The organism is Paenibacillus sp. FSL M7-0134 (genome assembly GCF_038007865.1).
Taxonomy (GTDB): Bacteria; Bacillota; Bacilli; order Paenibacillales; family Paenibacillaceae; genus Paenibacillus; species Paenibacillus polymyxa_B.
In genome coordinates this window covers 182,106-202,271 of record NZ_JBBOXV010000002.1, presented here as the reverse complement: position 1 = coordinate 202,271, position 20,166 = coordinate 182,106, and the positions used below count along the sequence as shown (strand labels likewise).

Below are 20,166 nucleotides of genomic sequence, written 5' to 3'. Positions count from 1 at the left end.
GACAAATGAACATGTGATTTTTGTGACAATGTGTAATACATCAATTGGGAATTGCCCTCCATTGACATAGCATGTATTATAGATAAATGATTTTATGTAAAGAAGGTGCGCACTCACATGAGCGGAAAAGGTATTATAAAAGAGTTTAAAGAATTCGCTGTACGGGGTAACGTGATTGACCTCGCGGTCGGTGTTATCATCGGTGGAGCGTTTGGCAAGATTGTCACTTCTGTGGTAAACGATATTATCATGCCTCCGATTGGTAAACTTCTGGGCGGCATGAATTTTCCAGACTTGTATGTAGCTTTACAAAATGCCGATCCTTTAAATGCTGACGGTACACGCATGACTTTGGCACAGGCCAAAGAAGCAGGGATTGCAGTCCTCGCCTATGGTCAGTTCATTAACGTCCTGCTGGACTTCCTGATCGTGGCCTTCTGTGTGTTCATGCTGGTCAAAGGGATTAACATGCTGAAACGCAAAGAGGAAGAAAAACCTCCTCAGGAAAAGACGATCAAGGAATGTCCACATTGCCTATCCGAAATTCCTGTAGCCGCTACCCGTTGCGCACATTGCACTTCCAAGCTGGAGGGGTACGTCGAAGCACGCTGACTCAACCCACACCTATATGACTACAACAAACGGCTTAAGACGATGTACCGTCTTAAGCCGTTTTGGTATGGTGTGAGAGATCTGATTAGTTGAAATTGGTGATAATGCCACGGGGTCTGACGGGCAAGCCCTCAGCGTACAGATGGGAAACATCACCGAAGCCGATGCAACGGGGAACTGCCCATTCCTGAGAGCGCTCATCAAACAAGATCGTGGTTACGGAGCTAGGCGGCATCCAAAAGCCGGACCAGACCAAGGCCAATGGCAACTCCAACAGATGGGCAAGCCAGGTCAGCCCGAAGCCGCCATGACAAAATACGGCCACCTGATCTTCGGTGTGCTTCAGAATCCGGTACCTGCCCTCCACCCGCTCAAAGCCTTGCCGTTTCAGGAATTCATCGGAATGAAGCTTCAGCCGCTCGAAGGTTTCGGGACTCTGCGTTCCCTGATAATAGGAAATCTCCTGCCAAGAGTCATGAGTCGGCAGGGGCATTTCGGAACGGATCACTTCACCTGGCAAATCCCAATGGGAAAGACGGCCGTATGGAGTTTCCTCCAGCTTTAGAGCCAGCTCCTGTGTCCAGTGTTCCACTTCATGAGTCATACCCAGAGAGTCGGCGGTGTAGCGCATTGTATCCAAAGCCCGCCCCAAAGGAGAGGCATAAATTCGATCCAGTCCGTGACTGGAAAGCCGTTTGGCCAGTGCCTGGGCTTCCAAATGCCCCTCCGGCGTGATGGTGTTATTGGGGTAATCGGGGTCTGCGTGTCGGATAATATACAATCTCATTATTGGTTCTCCGTTCCTATGAATGGCGACAGGATCACTTTATCTCATTCCATCGATTAGTTCTCCTGATCTTTAACGTTTATTCAGCAAATTTTCCAAAATCGCGCGCAAATCCCTGTCTTCCTGGTAGACTTCCTCACCTGTATCCAGTTCAATAACCCGGATATATGTATAATTAGCTCTGACATCGACTGGTTTAAAAATCAATTCCTCCGGATTGTCTGGGCGGACATCATAGCCCATATTTTTGAACATATCCGTGATTTGATCAATCCCCGGCTTGCCTCCGCTTTCCAGCATAATCAACCCGCGCAGTTCCTTGGGTTCCTCCGGATGCATGACTCGAAAATGTACTATACATTCCATGTAAAATCGCTCCTTTCAATCGTAAATCTGTGTGATGTTGCAAATCCTCATGTTCCCAGCATACCCCAAATGCCACTCCACATTCCACACCCGCCTTCATATCGTCAGGACAGAAAACACGTTATACTGTAAAGAAGACCTTTGATTTCTGCTTACTATAGGAGGAACCACGATGACTAGCGAGCTTCTGGATATCTACGATGATGAAGACAACCCTCTTGGCACAGCCTCGCGACAAGACGCACATGCCAAGGGATACTGGCACCATACCTTTCACTGCTGGCTAGCACGAGACACTTCGACAGGCCGTCGCTTGCTGTTCCAACAGCGTCAGGATACGAAGGACACCTTCCCCGGATGCTACGATATTACAGCAGCCGGTCACTTGACGGCAGGCGAAGATATGTCTCAGGCGGCTCGTGAGCTGGAGGAAGAACTGGGCATTCATGTTCCCTTTACCTCATTAACACCGCTGATGACCGTTCGGTATGAAAGCAAAGGTACCGCACAGGGCACCTCTTTTTGGGATCGGGAGGTTAGCTCGGTGTTTGGACTGCTATCGAACCAGCCATTGGAAGCTTATCACCTCCAGCAAGAAGAAGTAGCCGGACTGTACGAAGCAGATCTTGACCAAGCACTGGCCCTTTTTGAAGGCCATATTCCCTTTATCGAAGCCCATGGCATTACGTCGGGGCCAAATCCAGAAAAAAACCGCCGCCTGATTACATCGGATCAATTCGTGCCTCATAAGGCGGGCTATATTACATCTATATGCCGGGCACTGATGGAACTTCCTACCCGGTAATCTTTAGCTATTCTCCAGCTGACATATATTTGCCGATAATGCCTTCATACCGCCAGCCATACCGGGTCGACAGTTCTCTGCCCATATCATGCTCCAGCTCATACAGAATAAGATCCTGAGCAAAATGATTAAGCAGCAGGCCTGTCATTACCGGATGCTCGGTAATAAGCGCCTGTGTCGGGCAATTCTCTCCCCGCATACCCAGCATGCACCAACGCCGATCAATAACAAAAGAAAACTTCCGCCCTGCTGGTTCCTGTCCGTCTGTACCAGACCCAGACGGTAACCACGGTCCCATCATGCTTTCTCCGTTATCGCAGGACCAGAGCAGACGCACACCTCGACTCTCAGCTTTCTCCAACTCTGTCCGCAGCAGCTCAGCTTCCTCGCGCCACAAATCCAACACAATCTCATGCTCTGCCCGTTCCAATTCACGTGTCAGACTTTCCAGCACCTTCCGATCGCCTTCCGCATTATAAAAGGTCGGCTTGGTTGGTTCTGTTCGTGGCATTTCTTTCTCCACTGCGCGTAGGGACTCCTGCATTTGTCCTTCGATCATCCGGGTCAGTTCACCCGGTGGCAGCATGCTGTAACGTACAGGCTCTCCAGCACTGGTTCTGAGGTATCCCTGCCCGGCCAAACGCTGTAAAGCCGCGTACACGTTGGAGCGCGATGCACCCAGACGCTTAGCCACTTCATAGCCGGAAGCCGCATTTTGCCTCGAAAGCTCGACCATAACCTTGGCTTCCATTTCCGTAAAACCCAGATTCCGCAGATGATGCAGCAAACGCTCCATATATTCTGTTCCCCCTATGCTGCCCGGCGTTATGTCTGTGTCCTGCAGCAGCCTGTTCGGCTGCGTCAAATCTGTTCAGCTCCGCAACGCGGGCACCATTTGGACCCTTTAGGTAGTTCTGCAGTACAGATTTGGCATTTTACATTTTCACGTACTTGTGCAGACGGCGTTGCCGGCTTCTCGGCCCCGGAGTTGTTGGCCTTCCAATATCGGATTCGCTCGTCCAGCTCCTCCTGGCGCTCACGCTCGCGTTCCAGTTCTTCAAGACGACGGTGTTCTTTTTCCAGTTCTTCCTGACGACGGCGCTCCCACTCAGCGTCGAATGCCGCTTTTTCTTCCGGTGTAAAATCAGATACTGTGTAATCGCGGTCTAGTCCCGCTGGTTCGTGTGTTTCATACCGCTCATCCTGTTCCTGTTCATGCCGATCGACTACTTCCTGTTCTGCATACTCCGTGTAAGCAGGCGCAGCATCCTTCACTACCTCTGGCTTGCGCAGATCAAAAGAATAGACGTCCGTTGGCACCTCTTCACGCACAGCAGCTACTTGTTTGGAAGCAGCCTGTCCTTCATTGAGCTTGCGTCCGCATTTGGGGCAAAAGTTCGCATCCAGAGGCACAACCGCTCCACAGGTGCATAAATGAGCGTTTTTCAATTCTGCAATTCTACTGCGCAGCTCGTCAATTTCATCCTGAAGCTCATCACATGCAGTGGATAGCTGTGTCATCTCGGTTTCTGCCACCGACATGTCGGATGCACGGTAACCTTCGTAAAAGATCTGACCCATTCGTAAGAAATGAACATCCATTTCCTGCTGAATCGTTGTAATTTGTGAATTGATCTTACTAATCTCGACAGCATGCTGCGCCTTTTCTGTTGCGCGATTAGCGCCTTCCTTTATACGTTGAATCAGCTTCATCGTTATTTCCTCCCCATTATCCAGCCGGATTTCACTATACCGTCCGTATATCCCAAAGTTTTTTTCTGTTGGCAAACCTCGAACTCCTGTATAATGGAATGCGGTCATATTGCCTGTTTGAAGGCTATTGGCATTAGCGTCAACGTATTGACGTTCTGTCGCTCCGGCAAGATCCGCATGAATTTCAGCATTATTTTAGTCCATCGCCTTGTTCTTATCGTCAGCTAAAGCTGACTAGAACTCTATCATACCAAAAACTACCCCCATTTGTGAAAATGGAAGATTTTAAGAACGAAAGGGGTTTCAGGATTATGGACCCAAATCCTTCTTTTTACCCCCGACCCATCGGGGTTCCTTATTCAACGTCGAGCCCTCAGGCACGTCGTGCTTCCATGGATACCAGTATGACGCTGGTGCCCGACACCGACCAAGACTCGGCCTATTTTCGTGCTTTAGAGAACGCCGGCATTCACCTGAACCGCCCGCAGATCCAGGCCGTCCGCCACGGCAAAGGCCCCCTTCTGACCCTTGCAGGGGCTGGCTGCGGCAAAACCACAGTGCTGGCTGCCCGCGCAGGCTACCTGATGGCGATGCGGGATGTCCCTGCATCGTCCATTCTGCTGGTGACCTTCACCAGCAAGGCAGCTGCCGAAATGAAACTGCGCATCGCGGGATTACCCGGTGTGCGCCCTGCCGCTGCACGTGCAGTTCAGGCTCGCACGTTTCACTCATTCGCTTTGGCGATGCTGCGTCATCGCGGCGTGCAAGATGAAGTGTTCGGTGAAACGCAGGCCCAGCATACCGTCATGAAAATGATGCTGCGGCAGCTTGGACTCAGCGAGGCTTTCCAGCCGGAAAGCCTGCTGTCTGCTCTCTCCGCTTGGAAAGCGGAAGGCCGCAGCGCGGACCAGCTACCGGAAACCGTGCGCGAGGAATCGGATGCCAAGCGTGCCATGCTCGCCTATGAAGCGTGGAAACAGGAGCGCAATAAAATGGATTTTGACGATATTCTGTTGCGTGCCTCCGCACTGCTGCGTGACCCGGATGTGCTTAAGCCGCTTCAGCAGCGTTTTTCACATATCATGGTCGATGAATTTCAGGATACGAATGCCCTGCAATATGAGATGGTGCAGCGATTGGCTGCCCGACATCGCAATCTGATGGTCGTGGGGGATGATGACCAGACGATCTATACCTTTAATGGGGCACGCCAGGAATCCATTCTAGAGTTTGACAAAGTCTATAAGGATGCAAAGGTCATTACCCTGGATATTAATTATCGCAGCGATGCGCGGATTTTGGGGCTGGGCTCTAACATTGTCGCCAAAAATGTTCATCGACGCTCCAAACGTCTTTCAGCTGCCGGGCGTGAAGGCTTGCCGCCGCAGTTTGCCACCCCATCCGGACCCGAGGAGGAAGCGGGGCATATTGTTACCCATCTACTCGGACAGGTAGAGGAAGGTCGGCTGCGCTACCGGGATATCGCTATTTTGCACCGGACAGCCAGCGGAAGCCGATCTATTTTTGAGCAATTAATTATGCGAGATGTCCCATTTATTCAGTACGGAGCAGGAGCTGTATTTTATGATCAGTCCCTGATTCGTCCCTTAATGGATCACCTGCGCTTGTCGCTGAATCCCCGGCGTATGGAATCCATTCCGAGCACTCTTGGGCCGCTGTACGTCTCCCGTGAGGCGGGTATGGAATGGATTATGCGCGAGGAGAAACAGCAGGCTAAAAAATACCCGTTGATTCATCTCAGCCGCTGGGATCGACTACGTGATTTTCAGCGTGAGCAGGTGAAAGAGCGTATTCGTCTGATTCGCAGTCTCACTACAATGAAACCCGCCTATGCCATTCAAGAAATGCGGCGCATCTTTTATGACAAATATTTGGAAAGCGGAGATACGGGCGCGTGGACTCATTATAAGGAAACGATGCAAGAAAGTCTGGAGGAGCTCGAAACGGCAGCCAAGCGGTTTGACACCGTGGAGGCGTTCGTCAGCTTTGCGGACGAGCTTTCCGAGCGTCACCGCCAAATGGAATCGCTGCGCAGAGAGGAAGACAGCGATGCTGTTCGGCTCATGACGATCCACCGCGCCAAGGGGCTGGAATTCCCTTGCGTATATTGGATCGGAGCCAGCGAAGGCATTCTGCCGCACAGCTCGGCGCTGCACAGCGAGCTGCCGGAGGATCGGCGGGCAGGCGCCGCCCCGACTACGGCTGTGGATAACGATGCAGCGCTTGAAGAAGAGCGCCGCCTCGCTTACGTGGCCGTCACCCGGGCGAAGGAGTTGCTGTACATCACCTCTCCCGCCTCTAATCATGGCAAGCCTGCCGCCGTGTCACGCTTCCTGCTGGAAGCCTATGGGGTCACCCCTGAGGTTTCCAAGCCAGAAGCACGCCGCAGCAGCTTCGGCCAACCGAAGGGTGCTTCCGGGTATAGCAGCCGTGCTGGCGCTGGATCGCCAGCGTCTGGCACAGCGACCCGCGTGAGCAGCAGGCCGGGACCAAGCAGCGCTACGGCACGGACGACCTCGTCGGTGGCAGGGTCTTCGGCAGAGCCACGTATCAACGTGCCCGTGTGGAAATGCACCGACGGCGCCTGCAAGGCGTGGATGCGGCGCGACACAACAAGCGGACGCCGTACAAGCGCGGCTAGCACAGGCACGCCGCCGGTATGCCCGCTCTGCGCCTCCCCGATGACAGAGGGGACACGCAGCATCCCGGCCAGATAGGTATAAGGCGTATAGCTGGTATTGGAGAACTGTGCTTTTACTGGATTGGTGACACTCGTGATTTCCAGCCTAAACTGTTGCAGATTTTAATGAATCAAATAAGCTTTAGACAGACCAATAAAAGAAAAAGCGGCAGACTAGGACGTGAAAATAAAGTCCTAGTCTGCCGCTATCTGTTTCAACTTGCTATTGAAGGATCGTATCCCGTTAGGTTCAATGTCCTGCCTGTTGTGAAGTTATATATTTTACGGATTAAACAGCCGATCAATCATCCAATAGCTGTTCCATCAGGTAGTTTGATATCTGGTTTCAATAAAACCACATCCCCCTTTTCGGGAATTCCTCCAAGGACTAACACCTCTGAATTAAAGCCTGCTATCCGTCGAGGTGGAAAGTTGACTACACCTATGATTTGTTCCCCTATAATATCTTCAGCCACATATCTTTTTGTGATTTGTGCACTCGAAGCTTTTATTCCGATATCTTGTCCAAAATCAATTTCAAGTTTAATAGCAGGTACTTTTGCTTCTGCAAAAAACTCAGCTTTAATTATGGTTCCAACTCGAATATCTAGTTTCAAAAAATCATCAATCGTTGCCATCTGAACATTCTCCTCATCGATTGTTTTCTTCAATTTCGCGATAATGAATTTCAAATTTAATATTTTGCAACCGTAGTATACTTTAAAGATTTTGCCCAAAAATACATCCCCATACCGAATAAAGTCATGATTCCACCTATGAATTGAAATGCAGAGATTATTTCTCCCAAGAATAAGTAGGCGAGAATTATGGCAAGAACAGGCTCTCCAATAATACCAACTGAGACCGTAGTTGCACCCATCGATTTCAACAACAAATTAAAAATATATTGTCCAAAAATAGTTGGGATTACTGCAAGTAAAAAGAAATACATCCAATCCGACGAGTCATATTCGATCAAGGAATAATGATTCAACAAATTGTAGACCAGCATGACGCTGCCACCAATAAAAAAAACAATAACACTATATAAATTTGCATTTATTTTGTGGCTTACTTTCTGTCCTGCCAACATATATGCTGAAACCAAGATTGTTCCTACTAAAGATAATCCATCTCCGATTAATGCCTCTCTCGAAATCCCTATGTCTCCCCAAGCTATAACGATTGAACCGACAAGAGCGGCGATCAAACAAAGAATGGTCAATATATTTGCTCGTTCTCTGAACATAAAGTATGAACCCATCATTACAAATAAAGGCTGTAAGGATAAGATGACCATGGAACTCGCAACTGAGGTATATACTAAAGATTCCATCCAGAATAAGAAATATAACCCGAGAAAAAGACCAGCTATGAAAACAGTACTCCAATCTTTTTTGTTCATTTCTAAGGAACGAAACATTTTCCAAGGTACAAAGGGAAGCATTATGAGTACTGACATATACAATCTGTACATCCCAGCCACAGAGGTTGGAGTATCTGAGGATTTTATCATGATAGATGAGATAGAAACAGACAGTATGCTGATTAAAAGCAAAATATACGGATGAAACGGTAACGACGATTGATTTATTTTCACATATACGCCTCCAAGATGTCTTATCCAATCGCCTGTGCACAGGATTGTAATGATAAGCCGAAGATCTGGTATAATAATATCACCACTTTTATTTTATTTGTGTAACTATATCTTTAATTTATATAGAAATATCGTCATCAGAAAGGACCTCGCTAAAATGGAAAAACAATTGCATGAGACCATTCTATATCCCGATGCTTCATTTCCATACATCATGTACACCCATACTATTCATGCAAGTAGTCCTGAGGGTAGAGGATTCAACGATTTACATTGGCATGAGGAACTACAAATCACTTTGGTTACCAAAGGAAAGCTAGTGATACAAGTTAACGGCATTGATCATGAATTAGAAACAGGTCAGGCCATTTTAATTAATAAAGGTGTTCTTCACGTTACTACACACCTTACACATAACGGTCAATATGTCAGCTTTAATTTCCCTGAGAAGCTGCTGGCCTTTTATGCAGATAGTGCGATGGAAAAAAACTATGTACTGCCTTATACAAACTCTCTCTTATTGTCATTAGTAATCAAAGGAGATGCTGAATGGCAAATTCAAATACTGCAAATGCTTTGGGATATGAAACAGAAATTTGATATGAAAAAAAAATGGGGCTGGGAATACGAGGTTTCCATCAAAACGGCACAATTATGGTTAGTCTTAATATCTAATATTTCGCTGTCTTCTGAGGAAGCACCTAAATACATGAAATTGCAACAGGAGCGACTTCAATTGATGCTCAGCTTTATCCATCAAAACTACTCAGACAATATAACATTGCAAGAAATTGCTGCTATAGCACATTTAAGTATTTCGGAATGCACTCGTAGTTTTAAGAGAACCATTCATATGACACCTTACGACTACTTAATTAAGTACCGTATCAAGAAAAGCAGCGAGTTATTAATTTCAACAGATTCTACAATAACTGAAATAGCTCACAGAGTGGGGTTCAACCATGTAAATCACTTCATTCAGTCTTTTAAGAAACATCATAAAAAAACACCTAAAGAATTCCGTAAATTTAGAAATGAATTCATTAATTAAGGAATGAAGCAGCCGTCAGCGTAACGACTTACTCTGTTGATGATCCTGTTTTCAATCAACATTCAAATGTAACTCCTACATCTTCCTCAGTTTCATGTCATTCATCATTCGTATAAAAAAATGGCTTCCCCCTCCTCAATCAGTACAGCTGCTGTACGCAAAATGCCCCTTTTCATACAAAAAGGGGCATAACTCAATCGATTGTCTTTTCTCTTTCAGCAGTTGTACTGTTGTACTGTCCTTTAAGCCTTACCGGACCTTATTGCCCGGAGCCTGAACCATCCACTTTCATAGTCTTTCTGTCTGTAGAGAAGAGGGAGGCCCAACTTCATAAGCCGATCCCCCCCATGGATAGACTTTTGCCCGCTATTTCCTGACTGAACTTCATATTCGAGCTCTGGATTTAGTCCGTCAAGGCGCAGGGCTCGCCAAGGCGCGTTCGGGACAGCCATCACTTGGAAATAGTAGACGATGGCATCCTCTTGGTCTTCAGAAACAAACATCCAAGCCGATTCGTTATCTTCAAACGGGTTCTTTAAGCGATACAAGTCACCTTTCTGTACTAAGCCACGTATCTGCTTGTATACTGCGATTTGGCGTTTGACCGTCTCTTTTTCCTCATCGGTGAATTTCGTGAGATCAAGCTCATATCCAAAATTTCCGGACATGGCGACATCACCTCGAAAATCAAGGGGCGTTATGCGTCCAACTTGATGGTTCGGAACTGCCGAAACATGCGCTCCGATTGCGCTTACAGGATAGACAAGGCTAGTTCCATATTGAATCTTCAGGCGTTCCACCGCATCGGTATTATCACTAGTCCAGACTTGAGGCATGTAGTAAAGCATGCCTGGATCAAAGCGTCCTCCGCCACTTGAACAGCTCTCGAAAAGAATATGTGGAAATTCGGTGGTGATGCGCTCCAACAGCTCATACAATCCAAGAACATAGCGATGGGCAGTCTCGGATTGGCGTTCCGGCGGCAGAGCAGCAGAACCGATTTCCGTCAGACAGCGGTTCATATCCCATTTCACATAAGAGACTGGCACGCTGGAGAAAATGGCAGCAAGTGAATCGTAGATGAAATCGCGCACTTCCTTGCGAGTATAGTCCAGCACTAGCTGCCATCTGGCTTCGCTGCGCCTGCGTCCCGGAACGTGGAGGCACCAGTCCGGATGCTCCCGGTACAACTCACTGTCCGGAGAGATCATCTCTGGCTCAAACCAGAGCCCGAATTTAAGACCCAGCCGATTGATACGGTTCGCGACATCCGCGAGTCCGTCTGGCAGCTTCCGACGATCCTCGTACCAATCGCCGAGAGACGAATTGTCAGAATCCCGTTTTCCGAACCAACCGTCATCTAAGACAAATAGTTCGATGCCTAGCTCAGCCCCCTCTTTCGCTATCGATACCAGCTTATCTGCATTGAAGTCAAAATAGGTAGCTTCCCAGTTATTGACCAGAATAGGGCGTTCTTCGTCCCGATATTTCCCTCGGCAAAGTCGAGTCCGATACAAGCGATGATACGTCCGCGACATATCTCCCAGTCCCTGACCGGAGTAAACCATAATTGCTTCTGGCGTTTGGAAGCTCTCCCCTGGGCTCAGTAACCACGAAAAGTCAAAGGAGTTCACGCCGATGTTAAACCGTGTTGAGCCAAATGAATCCATTTCCGCTCCCGCCTCAAAGCCCCCGCTGTACACGAGGCTAAAGCCGAATGCCTCGCCATAGCATTCCGTTGTCCCCCGAGTGACCAATGCAGTAAAAGGGTTGAGTTGATGGCTGCTCATGCCCCTTTTACTATCAATTCGGGTTTCACCTTGAAGAATCGGTTTGCGGGTAATATTCCCCTCCCGAGCCCATGCTCCCGAAAGATACATGAACTCTAAATCGCTTTTACCCGAAAAATCGACACAAGCACTTAGAGCACGGAGAAGTCGAAGATTCTTGGCTCCCGTATTACTCAAACGAGCCGAACGAGCGATTACGTTTCGATCCGCGAAGACGGTGTAAAGAAGAACAACTTTAAGACCTGAAAAGTCATCTTTTAACTCCAGTTCCAACGTATCCGCTTCGTCTTCATTCTCGGTATATACGGCCGGAAGCCCGGTTAATGATGGCTTTCCCTTGATGATCCGGTAACCGTCGTACTTTAACTCCGTGATACGAGTTCCATCTTCAAGTTCTACTTGATACGCAGGGTTACGGAAGTCCCCACTCCCATACTGCGGGTACTCTTGCGGTAGCCGATCCAATCCAGCCGTCGCAGAAGTGTGAAGCAATAGATCGGTCATTGATTCGCGGTGCTTCAGTCTATCTCCCCAATATACATGCACAGGAAATCCATCCACAATCTGAATAATATAACTCATGCCCGACGACTGTAGATGAAACAGCCCCGTTTGCTCTTGAACAATGATACCCATTGGAAAAACAACCCCTCCCTCTAGATCATACCCCTCGGAAATCCGCACCTAAAAAAGGACATAGAAGAACCTTTTTGTAACACCACCAACTAAGTCCACATGGTGTAAAGCTTGATAAGCTCCTCATTAGTCGCAATAGGTTCTACAGAAATGATATATTAATTTTAGATATGAAGTACATGGCATGGTACTCACTATTTATGTTATAATGCTTGATAATTTACATAAGGAGATTTAGCGTGATAGAATATTTGCCACGTAGTAAACAGCACTCTGAATTGTATCTAACTCAGTTTGGCATGGAGGAATGCATACCGGGGCACTTTTTTGGACCTGCGATAAGAGATCACTATCTGCTCCATTATATTTTGGACGGAGAAGGTACCTTCGAGGTCGGTGGATTCAGTTATCGCTTGCGGAAAGGTCAGTGGTTTCTAATCTGCCCCCAGGTCATCACTTTTTATCAAGCCGATGCAGTGAATCCTTGGTCTTATTGCTGGTTTGGTTTTAACGGAGCACTGGCAGAAACGCTCCTCAAGCAATCAGGCCTAACGATGACGCATCCAATCCTCTACTTTGAAGGAGACCATTTGATTTATCAATATTTGCAGCTAATGAATGAATCAAGTGGATGCCATAAAGCTCGGGAAACCAGACTAACCGGTCTGCTATGCTTAATGTTATCGGAGCTTATAGAGTTCGGCCCGGTAACGCCCCCCGAACAAAAGGAAAGCCGGGCGGAAATTTACGTGGAAAAAGTGAAGGATTTTATTGAAATGAATTATGCTCAGAAAATTACCATTGAGCACATTGCAAATTTTATCGGACTCAATCGAAGCTATTTATGTTCGTTATTCAAACAACAAGTAAACACAAGCATTCAGGATTATTTGGTTCGCTATAGGATCAACAAAGCATGTGAAATGATGGGAAACGCCGAACTTTCGATAGGTGATATTTCCCGTTCAGTCGGCTATAACGACCCTTTACTCTTCTCGAAAATTTTTAAAAAGGTAAAGGGATTCTCCCCCAAACATTATCGAACTGAAACCCATGCTCAAACTCAAGCCGACTACTAAAAATACAATCGCTGACTCATTTGGAGGATGGGACGACATCAACTCAATGTTTGTCACCTATTCGGCATGGACTCCAAGAGCAGAGATGACGTTCTACCCGACTACTGGTAAGAGGCCTCTTACGAACAAAAAAGATCAGCCAGAAAAACTGGCTGATCTCATAAGTTTATTTTGTTGTAGTTTGTCCTTCCAAATAAGAAACCGGCTCTTTAACCTCTACTTTGGTACCGCCAAATTCATCTTTAATGTATTTTTGAGTATCCTCGTTATGATAGAGATCCGCTAACTTTTGCAGCCCTTTGTCATTCGCCTTATCAGATGAAGTAACCAGGACGTTAATATTATTTTTGGTTGCCTGACTGATTTCCTCATGGAACAAGGAATCTTTCAGTACATTCAGACCCCCTTCTAAAGCAATTGTATTCCCAATCAGCACCAAGCCTACATCTTGAATCACTCGTGGTCCTGTTTTGTCATCAATTAGTTCAAATTTCAGGTTTTTAGGATTGCTAGTAATATCATTGACAGTACCCAAGGCATCATTAAAGTCAGCCTTAAGCTTAATCAAACCGGAGGCTTCCAATAACTTTAAACCTCTTGCTGTATTGGCCGGGTTATCTGCCAAAGCTACCAGAGCCCCGTCGGTCACTTCATCGATGCTTTTGAATTTTTGCGAATAAATCCCCATAGGCTCCAGGTAGGTTGTGGCTATAGCCTTCAAATCGGCTTTGCTCTCTTTGTTATAGCTAACCAGGTACGCCCATGATTGGAATGCATTCACGTCTACTTCGCCTTCTTTGGTCGCATTGTTCGTTTCGATTCCGCCGTTAATTTCTTTCACTTCAATGTCCAGCTTGGCATCCTTGGCGGCCTGGGACTGGGCAATATGCTTCCATATCTGGGCGTCAGAGCCCATGGAGCCGATGACTACTTTTTGCGTTTCCGAACCGGACGCGGCGCTGGAGCCATTGCTGTCTGAACTTTTATTACCGCATCCTGCAGCAACTAATAATAAACTAATCCCTAATAGTAAAACGAACGATTTCCTCATGTTGTTTTCCCCCAGATCATGCTAGTATGCTAGTGCATCGTCATTCCACCTGTAACATTAATCGCTTGTCCTGTCATATATGCAGAGAGCGGACTGGCCAGAAACAGCACCACATTGGCGACATCCTCCACCTCGGCCGTTCTCCCCAAAGGTACCTGTGAACAATCTTCTTCGTATATTTCTTGAGCGGTCATTCCGCGAATGACGCCCCCTTCAATCCGTTCACGATGCTTCATCGGCGTTTCTACAATGCCGGGGCAGACCGCATTTACCAAAATATTTTGCCGGGCAAGCTCAATGGCCATTACCTTGGTCAAGCCGAGAACCGCATGTTTGGAAGCACAATATCCGCCCATGGCCCGATATCCATTTTTTCCAGCCTGCGAAGCAATTTGAATAATTCGGCCTGATTTACGAGCGGCCACCATTTCTTTGGCAAACCGTTTGGACGTTACATATAATCCGGTTGAATTGATCGAAAATACTTTCTCCCAATCAGCCAACTCACTATCAATGACATAATCCATCGTAGAAGTACCTGCGCAGTTCACCAATATATCAGGAACTCCCGCTTCGCTGATTAGTAGATCGCACCATCTTTCGATATCATCCGGTTTGGATATGTCCAATTGCGTTTCAACCAACTGTGGATTAACCACTCTATACGGCTCTTCATAAGAAATATCAGCAGAAATCACTTTAGCTCCGCTTTTAATGAAAAGCTCTACAATTCCCTTGCCTATGCCTGACTTGCCGCCTGTCACTACCGCCGTCTGATGAGATAGGTCAATCGAAATCATAAATTTTAAAATACTCTTTCGAAAGGATCGCGGCTAATACCCGCCTCTAATACAATCTTCACATATTCCTGCGCTGAAAAAAGAGAGTGGTCCTTGTAGTTCCCGCATTCCAAAGCAGTAACAGCCGGAACCTCTGTCGTCTCCAGAATTCTTTTCAAGGTTTTTTCCAAAGCGAGTGCAATTTCCTCAGGCTCATGTTCATTCCACAAAATCAAGTAGAACCCCGTTCTGCATCCCATAGGAGAGATATCAATAATTCCTTTGATTTCATCTCTCAGGTACGTCGCTAATAAGTGCTCCAGCGTATGTACAGCTGCTGTCGGAAGTGCGTCTTCATTAGGTTGTAAAAATCTCAAGTCATACTTTTGTACTGTGCTTCCTTTTTCGTCATGCTCTACTCCCGCTGCTCTTACATAAGGAGCCTTTACAATCGTGTGATCTAATTGAAAACTTTCTACTTTTGCCATTGTTCTTTTCCTCTTTTCTGTAATTTATATTTTTAATCTAATGATGGATACTCTACATTTGTGATTTTTTAAGAAAGAATTAAATGCTTCAAATCAGCATTTTTGTAATTATACATCGGATTACTCGGTTTTACCACCATAATTCTTGTCGTATTTCTTTTTTCTTTGACTGTCTCTCCTTTGCCTGTAGGTTTTGACATAGTGTACAATGTATACGATAATGCATTTTTACGAAAAAGATCGAGGACATCATAAGCCTCATTTAGGAGAATGCTCTGTGAATGAACCGGATTGGAAGCACCTGAATGCTGTCCCATTACCCTTGCAGGAATTTCAGCTACAGCTGGATCAAAACAGTGTTAACGCCAAGCAACTAGAGGAGTGGAGAAAGATTCCCGTCCTTTATCAGCTGGCTCTGGAGGAATTAAAGAATAAAATTAAGCTAATCCAGACGGAATGGAAGCTGTTAGACGGTTTTAGCCCGATTGAGCATATTAAAACCCGGATCAAAGAGCCCCACAGCATCGTGGAAAAGGTTCGGCGCAAAGGGCATGAAGTGACCTTGGACAATATATTGCGTGAAATTCATGATATCGCGGGAATGCGCGTGGTATGCGCTTTTGTGAAAGATATTTATCGTCTGATGGATCATCTTCACACACGGGAAGACATTCGTATTCTGGAGGTCAAGGACTATATAGCCCATCCTAAGCCCAACGGCTATCAGAGCCTGCATGTCATTGTGGAAATTCCGCTGATCCTGTTTGAGGGCACACGCTGGATCAAGGTTGAAATTCAATTGCGCACATTGGCTATGGATTTCTGGGCCAGTATGGAGCATATTTTGTACTATAAGTTCGATAAGAAAGTGCCTGAACATGTCGTTAATGGATTGACCGAAGCCGCACGTGCAACCTACGAGCTGGATCAGAAAATGCTGAAGTTGCGCGGCGAAATTTTATCACTTAGCGAGGAACAGGATGCGGAAGAATCCCCGGCGAAACAATCCGAAGAGTCGTCCTTGAAGACACTCTCCCTCCCTGCAGATCACGCCACTTCACGGCCACAAACCTGCTAAGTTTTTGTGCACAAGATAACTTAAGAATTCAGTCGAGGCTGCAACAACTATGGTTCATTCTTACGCTGGATTCTTATGTATTAGGTATAAATAAAGAGCCATCAAAACCACGTTCATCATGGTTTTGATGGCTCTTTTACACATTTTCTGATCAAATATTACTGTTTCTCGCGAATTTCTGTGCTGATTTTCTCTACGATGTCCGCAATGCTGAGTGATCCCAGATCGCCTTCGCCGCGTTTACGAACCGCTACAGTACCGGTTGTTTTTTCATTTTCCCCGATAACGAACATATATGGAACCTTCTCCAATTGCGCCTCGCGGATTTTATAACCAAGCTTCTCATTGCGAGTATCCACTTCGACGCGCAGACCTGCTTTCAGCAACGCATCCTGTATCTCATTGGCAGTCTCGATATAGTTCTCGGATACTGGCAACAGCTTCGCATGAACAGGAGCCAACCACAATGGGAATGCACCTGTAAAATGCTCAGTCAGGATGCCCATGAAGCGGTCAATCGAACCATAGATGGCACGGTGAATAACGACTGGACGGTGCTTCTGGTTGTCCTCGCCCACATAAGTGAGGTCGAATTTTTCAGGCATTTGGAAGTCCAATTGGATTGTTCCGCACTGCCAGCTGCGTTTGAGCGCATCGAGAATGTGGAAGTCAATTTTCGGACCGTAGAATGCTCCATCTCCCGCATTAATACGGTAGTTGATGCCCAGGTGATCCAGCACGTTTTGCAGAGCTTGTTCCGCTTGATCCCACAGTGCTGGCTCGCCCATAAAGTCATCTGGACGTGTGGACAATTCCACTGTGAAGTCAAAGCCAAACACACTATACATTTCGTTAATCAGCTTAATTACGTCTGTAATTTCTTGTTCAATCTGACCTGGTGTGACAAAAATATGCGCATCATCCTGACAGAATGTACGAACACGCATCATACCGTTCAACGCGCCGGACAGCTCATGGCGATGCACTTGTCCAAATTCGGCTATACGAATTGGCAGATCGCGGTAAGAGTGAAGCTCATTTTTAAACACAAGCATATGCCCTGGACAGTTCATCGGTTTCAGAGCAAATGTAGTTTCATCCACTTCGGAGAAGTACATGTTTTCCTTGTAATGCTCATAGTGTCCCGATTGTTCCCACAGACGATTGTTCATCATCAGCGGTGTACGTACTTCCTCATAGCCATGCAGACGTTGAATGTCACGGGAGTAATCTTCCAATGCAGTGCGGACAACCATACCTTTAGGCAGGTAGAACGGCATGCCCGGTGCTTCTTCGGAGAACATGAACAGTTCCAGCTCTTTACCCAGCTTGCGATGGTCGCGTTTTTTCGCTTCTTCCAGCAAATGCAGGTGCTCATCCAGTTGTGCTTTTTTCGGGAATGCTGTTCCGTAGATACGTTGCAGCATCTTGTTGTTGGAATCGCCTCTCCAGTATGCGCCCGCTACACTCAACAGTTTAAAAGCTTTGATGCGGCCAGTAGATGGCAAATGCGGGCCACGACACAGGTCAAAAAATTCGCCTTGATCATAGATTGTAATTTCCGCTTCTTCCGGCAAATCACGAATCAGTTCCAGCTTCAGTGGATCTTCCAACTCTCCAAAAATACGAGTGGCTTCCTCACGGCTAACCACACGACGTGTAATCGGCAGATTTTCCTGTGCGATCTTCGTCATTTCCTTCTCAATCTTGGCCAAGTCGTCAACGGACAATGGGTTTTCGATATCAATGTCATAGTAGAAGCCGCTGTCGATGACCGGACCGATACCCAGCTTCACGTTTTTCTCACCGTAAATGCGTTTGAGCGCCTGAGCGAGCAAATGCGCTGTACTGTGGCGGTAAATTTCCAGACCGTCTGCACCGTCCAGCGTAATAATTTCAAGGTCAACGTTCTGATCCAAAACGGTGTTCAGATCTACAGCCTTCCCGTTCACTTTACCTGCTACTGCGTTCTTTTTCAGCCCGGAGCTGATCGAACCCGCCACGTCGGCGATCGTTACGCCCTGCTCGTACTCGCGTACGGCTCCATCCGGCAATTTCACTTGAATACTCACGATTAAAGCCTCCATTTCAAATTGTGTGCTATATCAAAATTGAACGCAAAAAAACGCCTCTCTCCCTCAAGGGACGAGTGCGTTCAGCTCGTGGTTCCACCCTAGTTCGGCCCGCTCCTGTGCGTACATTTATGTTCATCGGAACATACTCATGCACGACATGCGTGACCCTCCATTGGTATCCGTTAACGGGGATAAAGCGGTAGGCGTTTACTGATGTTACTGCCAGATTGCACAGCTACATGTTCAACGTCACGGCTACAAAGGGGTAACTTCACATGCGGTTGCCGGAAAAGCTCTCAGCCTCGTCTTTTCTCTCTGAACGGCCCTTCAAGGAAATCATGTCTTTGGTCAATGCCTTGAATATCACTATATGCTACAGCATTATAGATCAAATTCGCAGGTATTTCAAGTGGGCGTTTATGTAAGTTCATGCCTCCTATGCATCAGCTGGCTCAGGGAGCTAATGTGCCCATATTTACACAGCTCTAAAAACACTATAATATATACTCATCTAGACGATACCGTACAGAAAGGGAGAGGGAGAGATGCCTAAAATTATTGTCACAGAAGAACAATGGATTCAGAAAGGAATCGAACGTTTTGAACAGGGTGGAATAGATCAACTCGTAGTTGAAAAAATGGCCGTTGCTTTAGGGTGCAGTAAGAGTAGTTTTTATTGGTATTTTAACAATCGCAGCAGCTACATTAGACAGATTGTGGAGACATGGAAGGAACAGACGACACAACAGATTATTGCAGCGTCCATCATCCATGCTGCCGCAGATGAGCGGATCAGAGAGTTGTTAACCCAGATGTTCGGGAAGACGAAACGAGGAGATTTTCTGTTTTATCTGCGAAAACTGTCATTGAAGGATGATAGTTACCATTCCCTGCTCAATGAAGTCGAACAGATGAGAATGGAGTTTATGAAGCAGCTTCTAATACAGAAGGGAATGCAGCCAGAGAAAGCCTTTCAGAGATCATGGATGTTGTACCATTACTACTTAGGCTGGTATGAGCGTCACAAGCAAGAGACATTAAGTGACGAAGCCATTCAGCAACATATTCATATGATTTGGACAGAATGGATTTCGATTTAAGGAGGGTGTCACATGTTGGAGTTACTTACATGGGCAGTTGGCGGAATTCTATGGGTACTGAGCGGCATGCATCTATATTGGGTATTCGGCGGACAAAAAGGTGCAAAGGCAGCGATCCCAAGCACAGGAACAGCTTTGCTCTTTGAGCCCTCCAAGATAGGGACATCAATTGTAGCTATTCTACTAGCTTTAGCCGCTTGGTTCGTACTAGAACTAGGTGGAGTTACACAATTCCTGTTTTTTAGTTCCTTTCATTCCTACGGTGCAGGCTTGTTGTCGTGCGTATTTATTTTACGTTCTATAGGAGATTTCAAATGGGTAGGGTTCTTCAAGAGAAAAAAAGGAACTGTTTTTGCAAAGTGGGACACTGTGCTCTACTCGCCCCTTTGTTTTCTCTTGGGAACAGCCATTTTAATCATTATGTTTTTGCGTACGGCATAGCTTAAAGCTGACCT

The 20,166-nt window shown here is 46.6% G+C and carries 19 protein-coding genes; 8 read left to right on the top strand and 11 right to left on the bottom strand.

What is annotated here, in order from left to right; all coding sequences use genetic code 11:
* Positions 1 to 117: 117 nt before the first annotated feature.
* Positions 118 to 612, top strand: a complete 495-nt coding sequence (gene mscL / locus NSQ58_RS16670; RefSeq protein ID WP_028541125.1) for a large conductance mechanosensitive channel protein MscL — start codon at positions 118 to 120, stop codon at positions 610 to 612.
* Positions 613 to 697: 85 nt separating this feature from the next.
* Here the strand turns inward: mscL and NSQ58_RS16665 are convergent, their stop codons facing one another.
* On the bottom strand, positions 698 to 1,399 hold the full coding sequence (locus NSQ58_RS16665) for a histidine phosphatase family protein (RefSeq protein ID WP_023986825.1): 702 nt from the start codon (positions 1,397 to 1,399) through the stop codon (positions 698 to 700).
* Between the two features lie 72 nt (positions 1,400 to 1,471).
* On the bottom strand, positions 1,472 to 1,765 hold the full coding sequence (locus NSQ58_RS16660; protein WP_023986824.1) for a hypothetical protein: 294 nt from the start codon (positions 1,763 to 1,765) through the stop codon (positions 1,472 to 1,474).
* Between the two features lie 172 nt (positions 1,766 to 1,937).
* Here NSQ58_RS16660 and NSQ58_RS16655 point away from each other — a divergent pair, with 172 nt between their 5' ends.
* Positions 1,938 to 2,570: an NUDIX hydrolase gene (locus NSQ58_RS16655; RefSeq protein ID WP_053324547.1), complete on the top strand. Its 633-nt coding sequence runs from the start codon at positions 1,938 to 1,940 to the stop codon at positions 2,568 to 2,570.
* Positions 2,571 to 2,577: 7 nt separating this feature from the next.
* Here NSQ58_RS16655 and NSQ58_RS16650 read toward each other — a convergent pair whose 3' ends face one another.
* Together NSQ58_RS16650 and NSQ58_RS16645 are read right to left on the bottom strand one after the other, a co-directional pair.
* Positions 2,578 to 3,366, bottom strand: coding sequence for a TrmB family transcriptional regulator (locus NSQ58_RS16650; RefSeq protein ID WP_023986822.1), 789 nt, complete (start codon positions 3,364 to 3,366; stop codon positions 2,578 to 2,580).
* A gap of 65 nt (positions 3,367 to 3,431) precedes the next feature.
* Positions 3,432 to 4,283, bottom strand: a complete 852-nt coding sequence (locus NSQ58_RS16645; RefSeq protein ID WP_028541128.1) for a zinc ribbon domain-containing protein — start codon at positions 4,281 to 4,283, stop codon at positions 3,432 to 3,434.
* A gap of 311 nt (positions 4,284 to 4,594) precedes the next feature.
* Between NSQ58_RS16645 and NSQ58_RS16640 the strand changes: the two genes are divergently transcribed.
* Positions 4,595 to 7,021 carry a UvrD-helicase domain-containing protein gene (locus NSQ58_RS16640; RefSeq protein ID WP_069079837.1) on the top strand — a complete coding sequence of 809 codons (2,427 nt, stop codon included), beginning with the start codon at positions 4,595 to 4,597 and terminating at the stop codon, positions 7,019 to 7,021.
* A gap of 268 nt (positions 7,022 to 7,289) precedes the next feature.
* Here the strand turns inward: NSQ58_RS16640 and csaA are convergent, their stop codons facing one another.
* Positions 7,290 to 7,622: a chaperone CsaA gene (gene csaA, locus NSQ58_RS16635; RefSeq protein ID WP_341057883.1), complete on the bottom strand. Its 333-nt coding sequence runs from the start codon at positions 7,620 to 7,622 to the stop codon at positions 7,290 to 7,292.
* A 56-nt stretch (positions 7,623 to 7,678) separates the two neighbouring features.
* Positions 7,679 to 8,584: a DMT family transporter gene (locus tag NSQ58_RS16630; protein WP_068941256.1), complete on the bottom strand. Its 906-nt coding sequence runs from the start codon at positions 8,582 to 8,584 to the stop codon at positions 7,679 to 7,681.
* Positions 8,585 to 8,741: 157 nt separating this feature from the next.
* Between NSQ58_RS16630 and NSQ58_RS16625 the strand changes: the two genes are divergently transcribed.
* A complete protein-coding gene (locus NSQ58_RS16625) occupies positions 8,742 to 9,635 on the top strand; it encodes an AraC family transcriptional regulator (protein ID WP_341057882.1) in 894 nt (297 codons plus the stop codon).
* A gap of 242 nt (positions 9,636 to 9,877) precedes the next feature.
* On the opposite strand, the gene NSQ58_RS16620 is transcribed toward NSQ58_RS16625, so the two are convergent.
* The gene (locus tag NSQ58_RS16620) at positions 9,878 to 12,061 is read right to left on the bottom strand and encodes an alpha-galactosidase (protein WP_340959425.1); all 2,184 of its coding nucleotides are present in this window, start codon (positions 12,059 to 12,061) and stop codon (positions 9,878 to 9,880) included.
* A gap of 239 nt (positions 12,062 to 12,300) precedes the next feature.
* Here NSQ58_RS16620 and NSQ58_RS16615 point away from each other — a divergent pair, with 239 nt between their 5' ends.
* Positions 12,301 to 13,140, top strand: a complete 840-nt coding sequence (locus tag NSQ58_RS16615; RefSeq protein ID WP_341057881.1) for an AraC family transcriptional regulator — start codon at positions 12,301 to 12,303, stop codon at positions 13,138 to 13,140.
* 166 nt (positions 13,141 to 13,306) lie between these two features.
* Here the strand turns inward: NSQ58_RS16615 and NSQ58_RS16610 are convergent, their stop codons facing one another.
* From NSQ58_RS16610 to NSQ58_RS16600, 3 genes are read right to left on the bottom strand one after another with little or no spacing between them, the layout of a single operon-like run.
* Complete coding sequence (locus NSQ58_RS16610) at positions 13,307 to 14,191, bottom strand: MetQ/NlpA family ABC transporter substrate-binding protein (protein WP_025719774.1); 885 nt, start codon at positions 14,189 to 14,191, stop codon at positions 13,307 to 13,309.
* Between the two features lie 29 nt (positions 14,192 to 14,220).
* On the bottom strand, positions 14,221 to 14,991 hold the full coding sequence (locus NSQ58_RS16605; RefSeq protein WP_023986813.1) for an SDR family NAD(P)-dependent oxidoreductase: 771 nt from the start codon (positions 14,989 to 14,991) through the stop codon (positions 14,221 to 14,223).
* Positions 14,992 to 14,996: 5 nt separating this feature from the next.
* Positions 14,997 to 15,458: an S-ribosylhomocysteine lyase gene (locus NSQ58_RS16600; protein ID WP_007428584.1), complete on the bottom strand. Its 462-nt coding sequence runs from the start codon at positions 15,456 to 15,458 to the stop codon at positions 14,997 to 14,999.
* A 277-nt stretch (positions 15,459 to 15,735) separates the two neighbouring features.
* On the opposite strand from NSQ58_RS16600, the gene NSQ58_RS16595 reads away from it, so the two are divergent.
* Positions 15,736 to 16,536, top strand: a complete 801-nt coding sequence (locus tag NSQ58_RS16595; RefSeq protein ID WP_023986812.1) for a GTP pyrophosphokinase — start codon at positions 15,736 to 15,738, stop codon at positions 16,534 to 16,536.
* 158 nt (positions 16,537 to 16,694) lie between these two features.
* Here NSQ58_RS16595 and thrS read toward each other — a convergent pair whose 3' ends face one another.
* Positions 16,695 to 18,608, bottom strand: a complete 1,914-nt coding sequence (gene thrS, locus NSQ58_RS16590; RefSeq protein WP_013308583.1) for a threonine--tRNA ligase — start codon at positions 18,606 to 18,608, stop codon at positions 16,695 to 16,697.
* A gap of 548 nt (positions 18,609 to 19,156) precedes the next feature.
* Here thrS and NSQ58_RS16585 point away from each other — a divergent pair.
* Positions 19,157 to 19,711, top strand: a complete 555-nt coding sequence (locus NSQ58_RS16585; protein WP_025719768.1) for a TetR/AcrR family transcriptional regulator — start codon at positions 19,157 to 19,159, stop codon at positions 19,709 to 19,711.
* A 12-nt stretch (positions 19,712 to 19,723) separates the two neighbouring features.
* Entirely contained in the window at positions 19,724 to 20,152 is a 429-nt protein-coding gene (locus NSQ58_RS16580) for a DUF3995 domain-containing protein (RefSeq protein WP_209940894.1), read from the top strand.
* Positions 20,153 to 20,166 lie beyond the last annotated feature (14 nt).

Excerpts from the sequence above, each read along its gene's own strand:
- mscL (WP_028541125.1), top strand. The coding sequence starts at position 118 with ATGAGCGGAAAAGGTATTATAAAAGAGTTTAAAGAATTCGCTGTACGG.
- NSQ58_RS16665 (WP_023986825.1), bottom strand. The coding sequence starts at position 1,399 with ATGAGATTGTATATTATCCGACACGCAGACCCCGATTACCCCAATAAC.
- NSQ58_RS16660 (WP_023986824.1), bottom strand. The coding sequence starts at position 1,765 with ATGGAATGTATAGTACATTTTCGAGTCATGCATCCGGAGGAACCCAAG.
- NSQ58_RS16655 (WP_053324547.1), top strand. The coding sequence starts at position 1,938 with ATGACTAGCGAGCTTCTGGATATCTACGATGATGAAGACAACCCTCTT.
- NSQ58_RS16650 (WP_023986822.1), bottom strand. The coding sequence starts at position 3,366 with ATGGAGCGTTTGCTGCATCATCTGCGGAATCTGGGTTTTACGGAAATG.
- NSQ58_RS16645 (WP_028541128.1), bottom strand. The coding sequence starts at position 4,283 with ATGAAGCTGATTCAACGTATAAAGGAAGGCGCTAATCGCGCAACAGAA.
- NSQ58_RS16640 (WP_069079837.1), top strand. The coding sequence starts at position 4,595 with ATGGACCCAAATCCTTCTTTTTACCCCCGACCCATCGGGGTTCCTTAT.
- csaA (WP_341057883.1), bottom strand. The coding sequence starts at position 7,622 with ATGGCAACGATTGATGATTTTTTGAAACTAGATATTCGAGTTGGAACC.
- NSQ58_RS16625 (WP_341057882.1), top strand. The coding sequence starts at position 8,742 with ATGGAAAAACAATTGCATGAGACCATTCTATATCCCGATGCTTCATTT.
- NSQ58_RS16620 (WP_340959425.1), bottom strand. The coding sequence starts at position 12,061 with ATGGGTATCATTGTTCAAGAGCAAACGGGGCTGTTTCATCTACAGTCG.
- NSQ58_RS16610 (WP_025719774.1), bottom strand. The coding sequence starts at position 14,191 with ATGAGGAAATCGTTCGTTTTACTATTAGGGATTAGTTTATTATTAGTT.
- NSQ58_RS16605 (WP_023986813.1), bottom strand. The coding sequence starts at position 14,991 with ATGATTTCGATTGACCTATCTCATCAGACGGCGGTAGTGACAGGCGGC.
- NSQ58_RS16600 (WP_007428584.1), bottom strand. The coding sequence starts at position 15,458 with ATGGCAAAAGTAGAAAGTTTTCAATTAGATCACACGATTGTAAAGGCT.
- NSQ58_RS16585 (WP_025719768.1), top strand. The coding sequence starts at position 19,157 with ATGCCTAAAATTATTGTCACAGAAGAACAATGGATTCAGAAAGGAATC.
- NSQ58_RS16580 (WP_209940894.1), top strand. The coding sequence starts at position 19,724 with ATGTTGGAGTTACTTACATGGGCAGTTGGCGGAATTCTATGGGTACTG.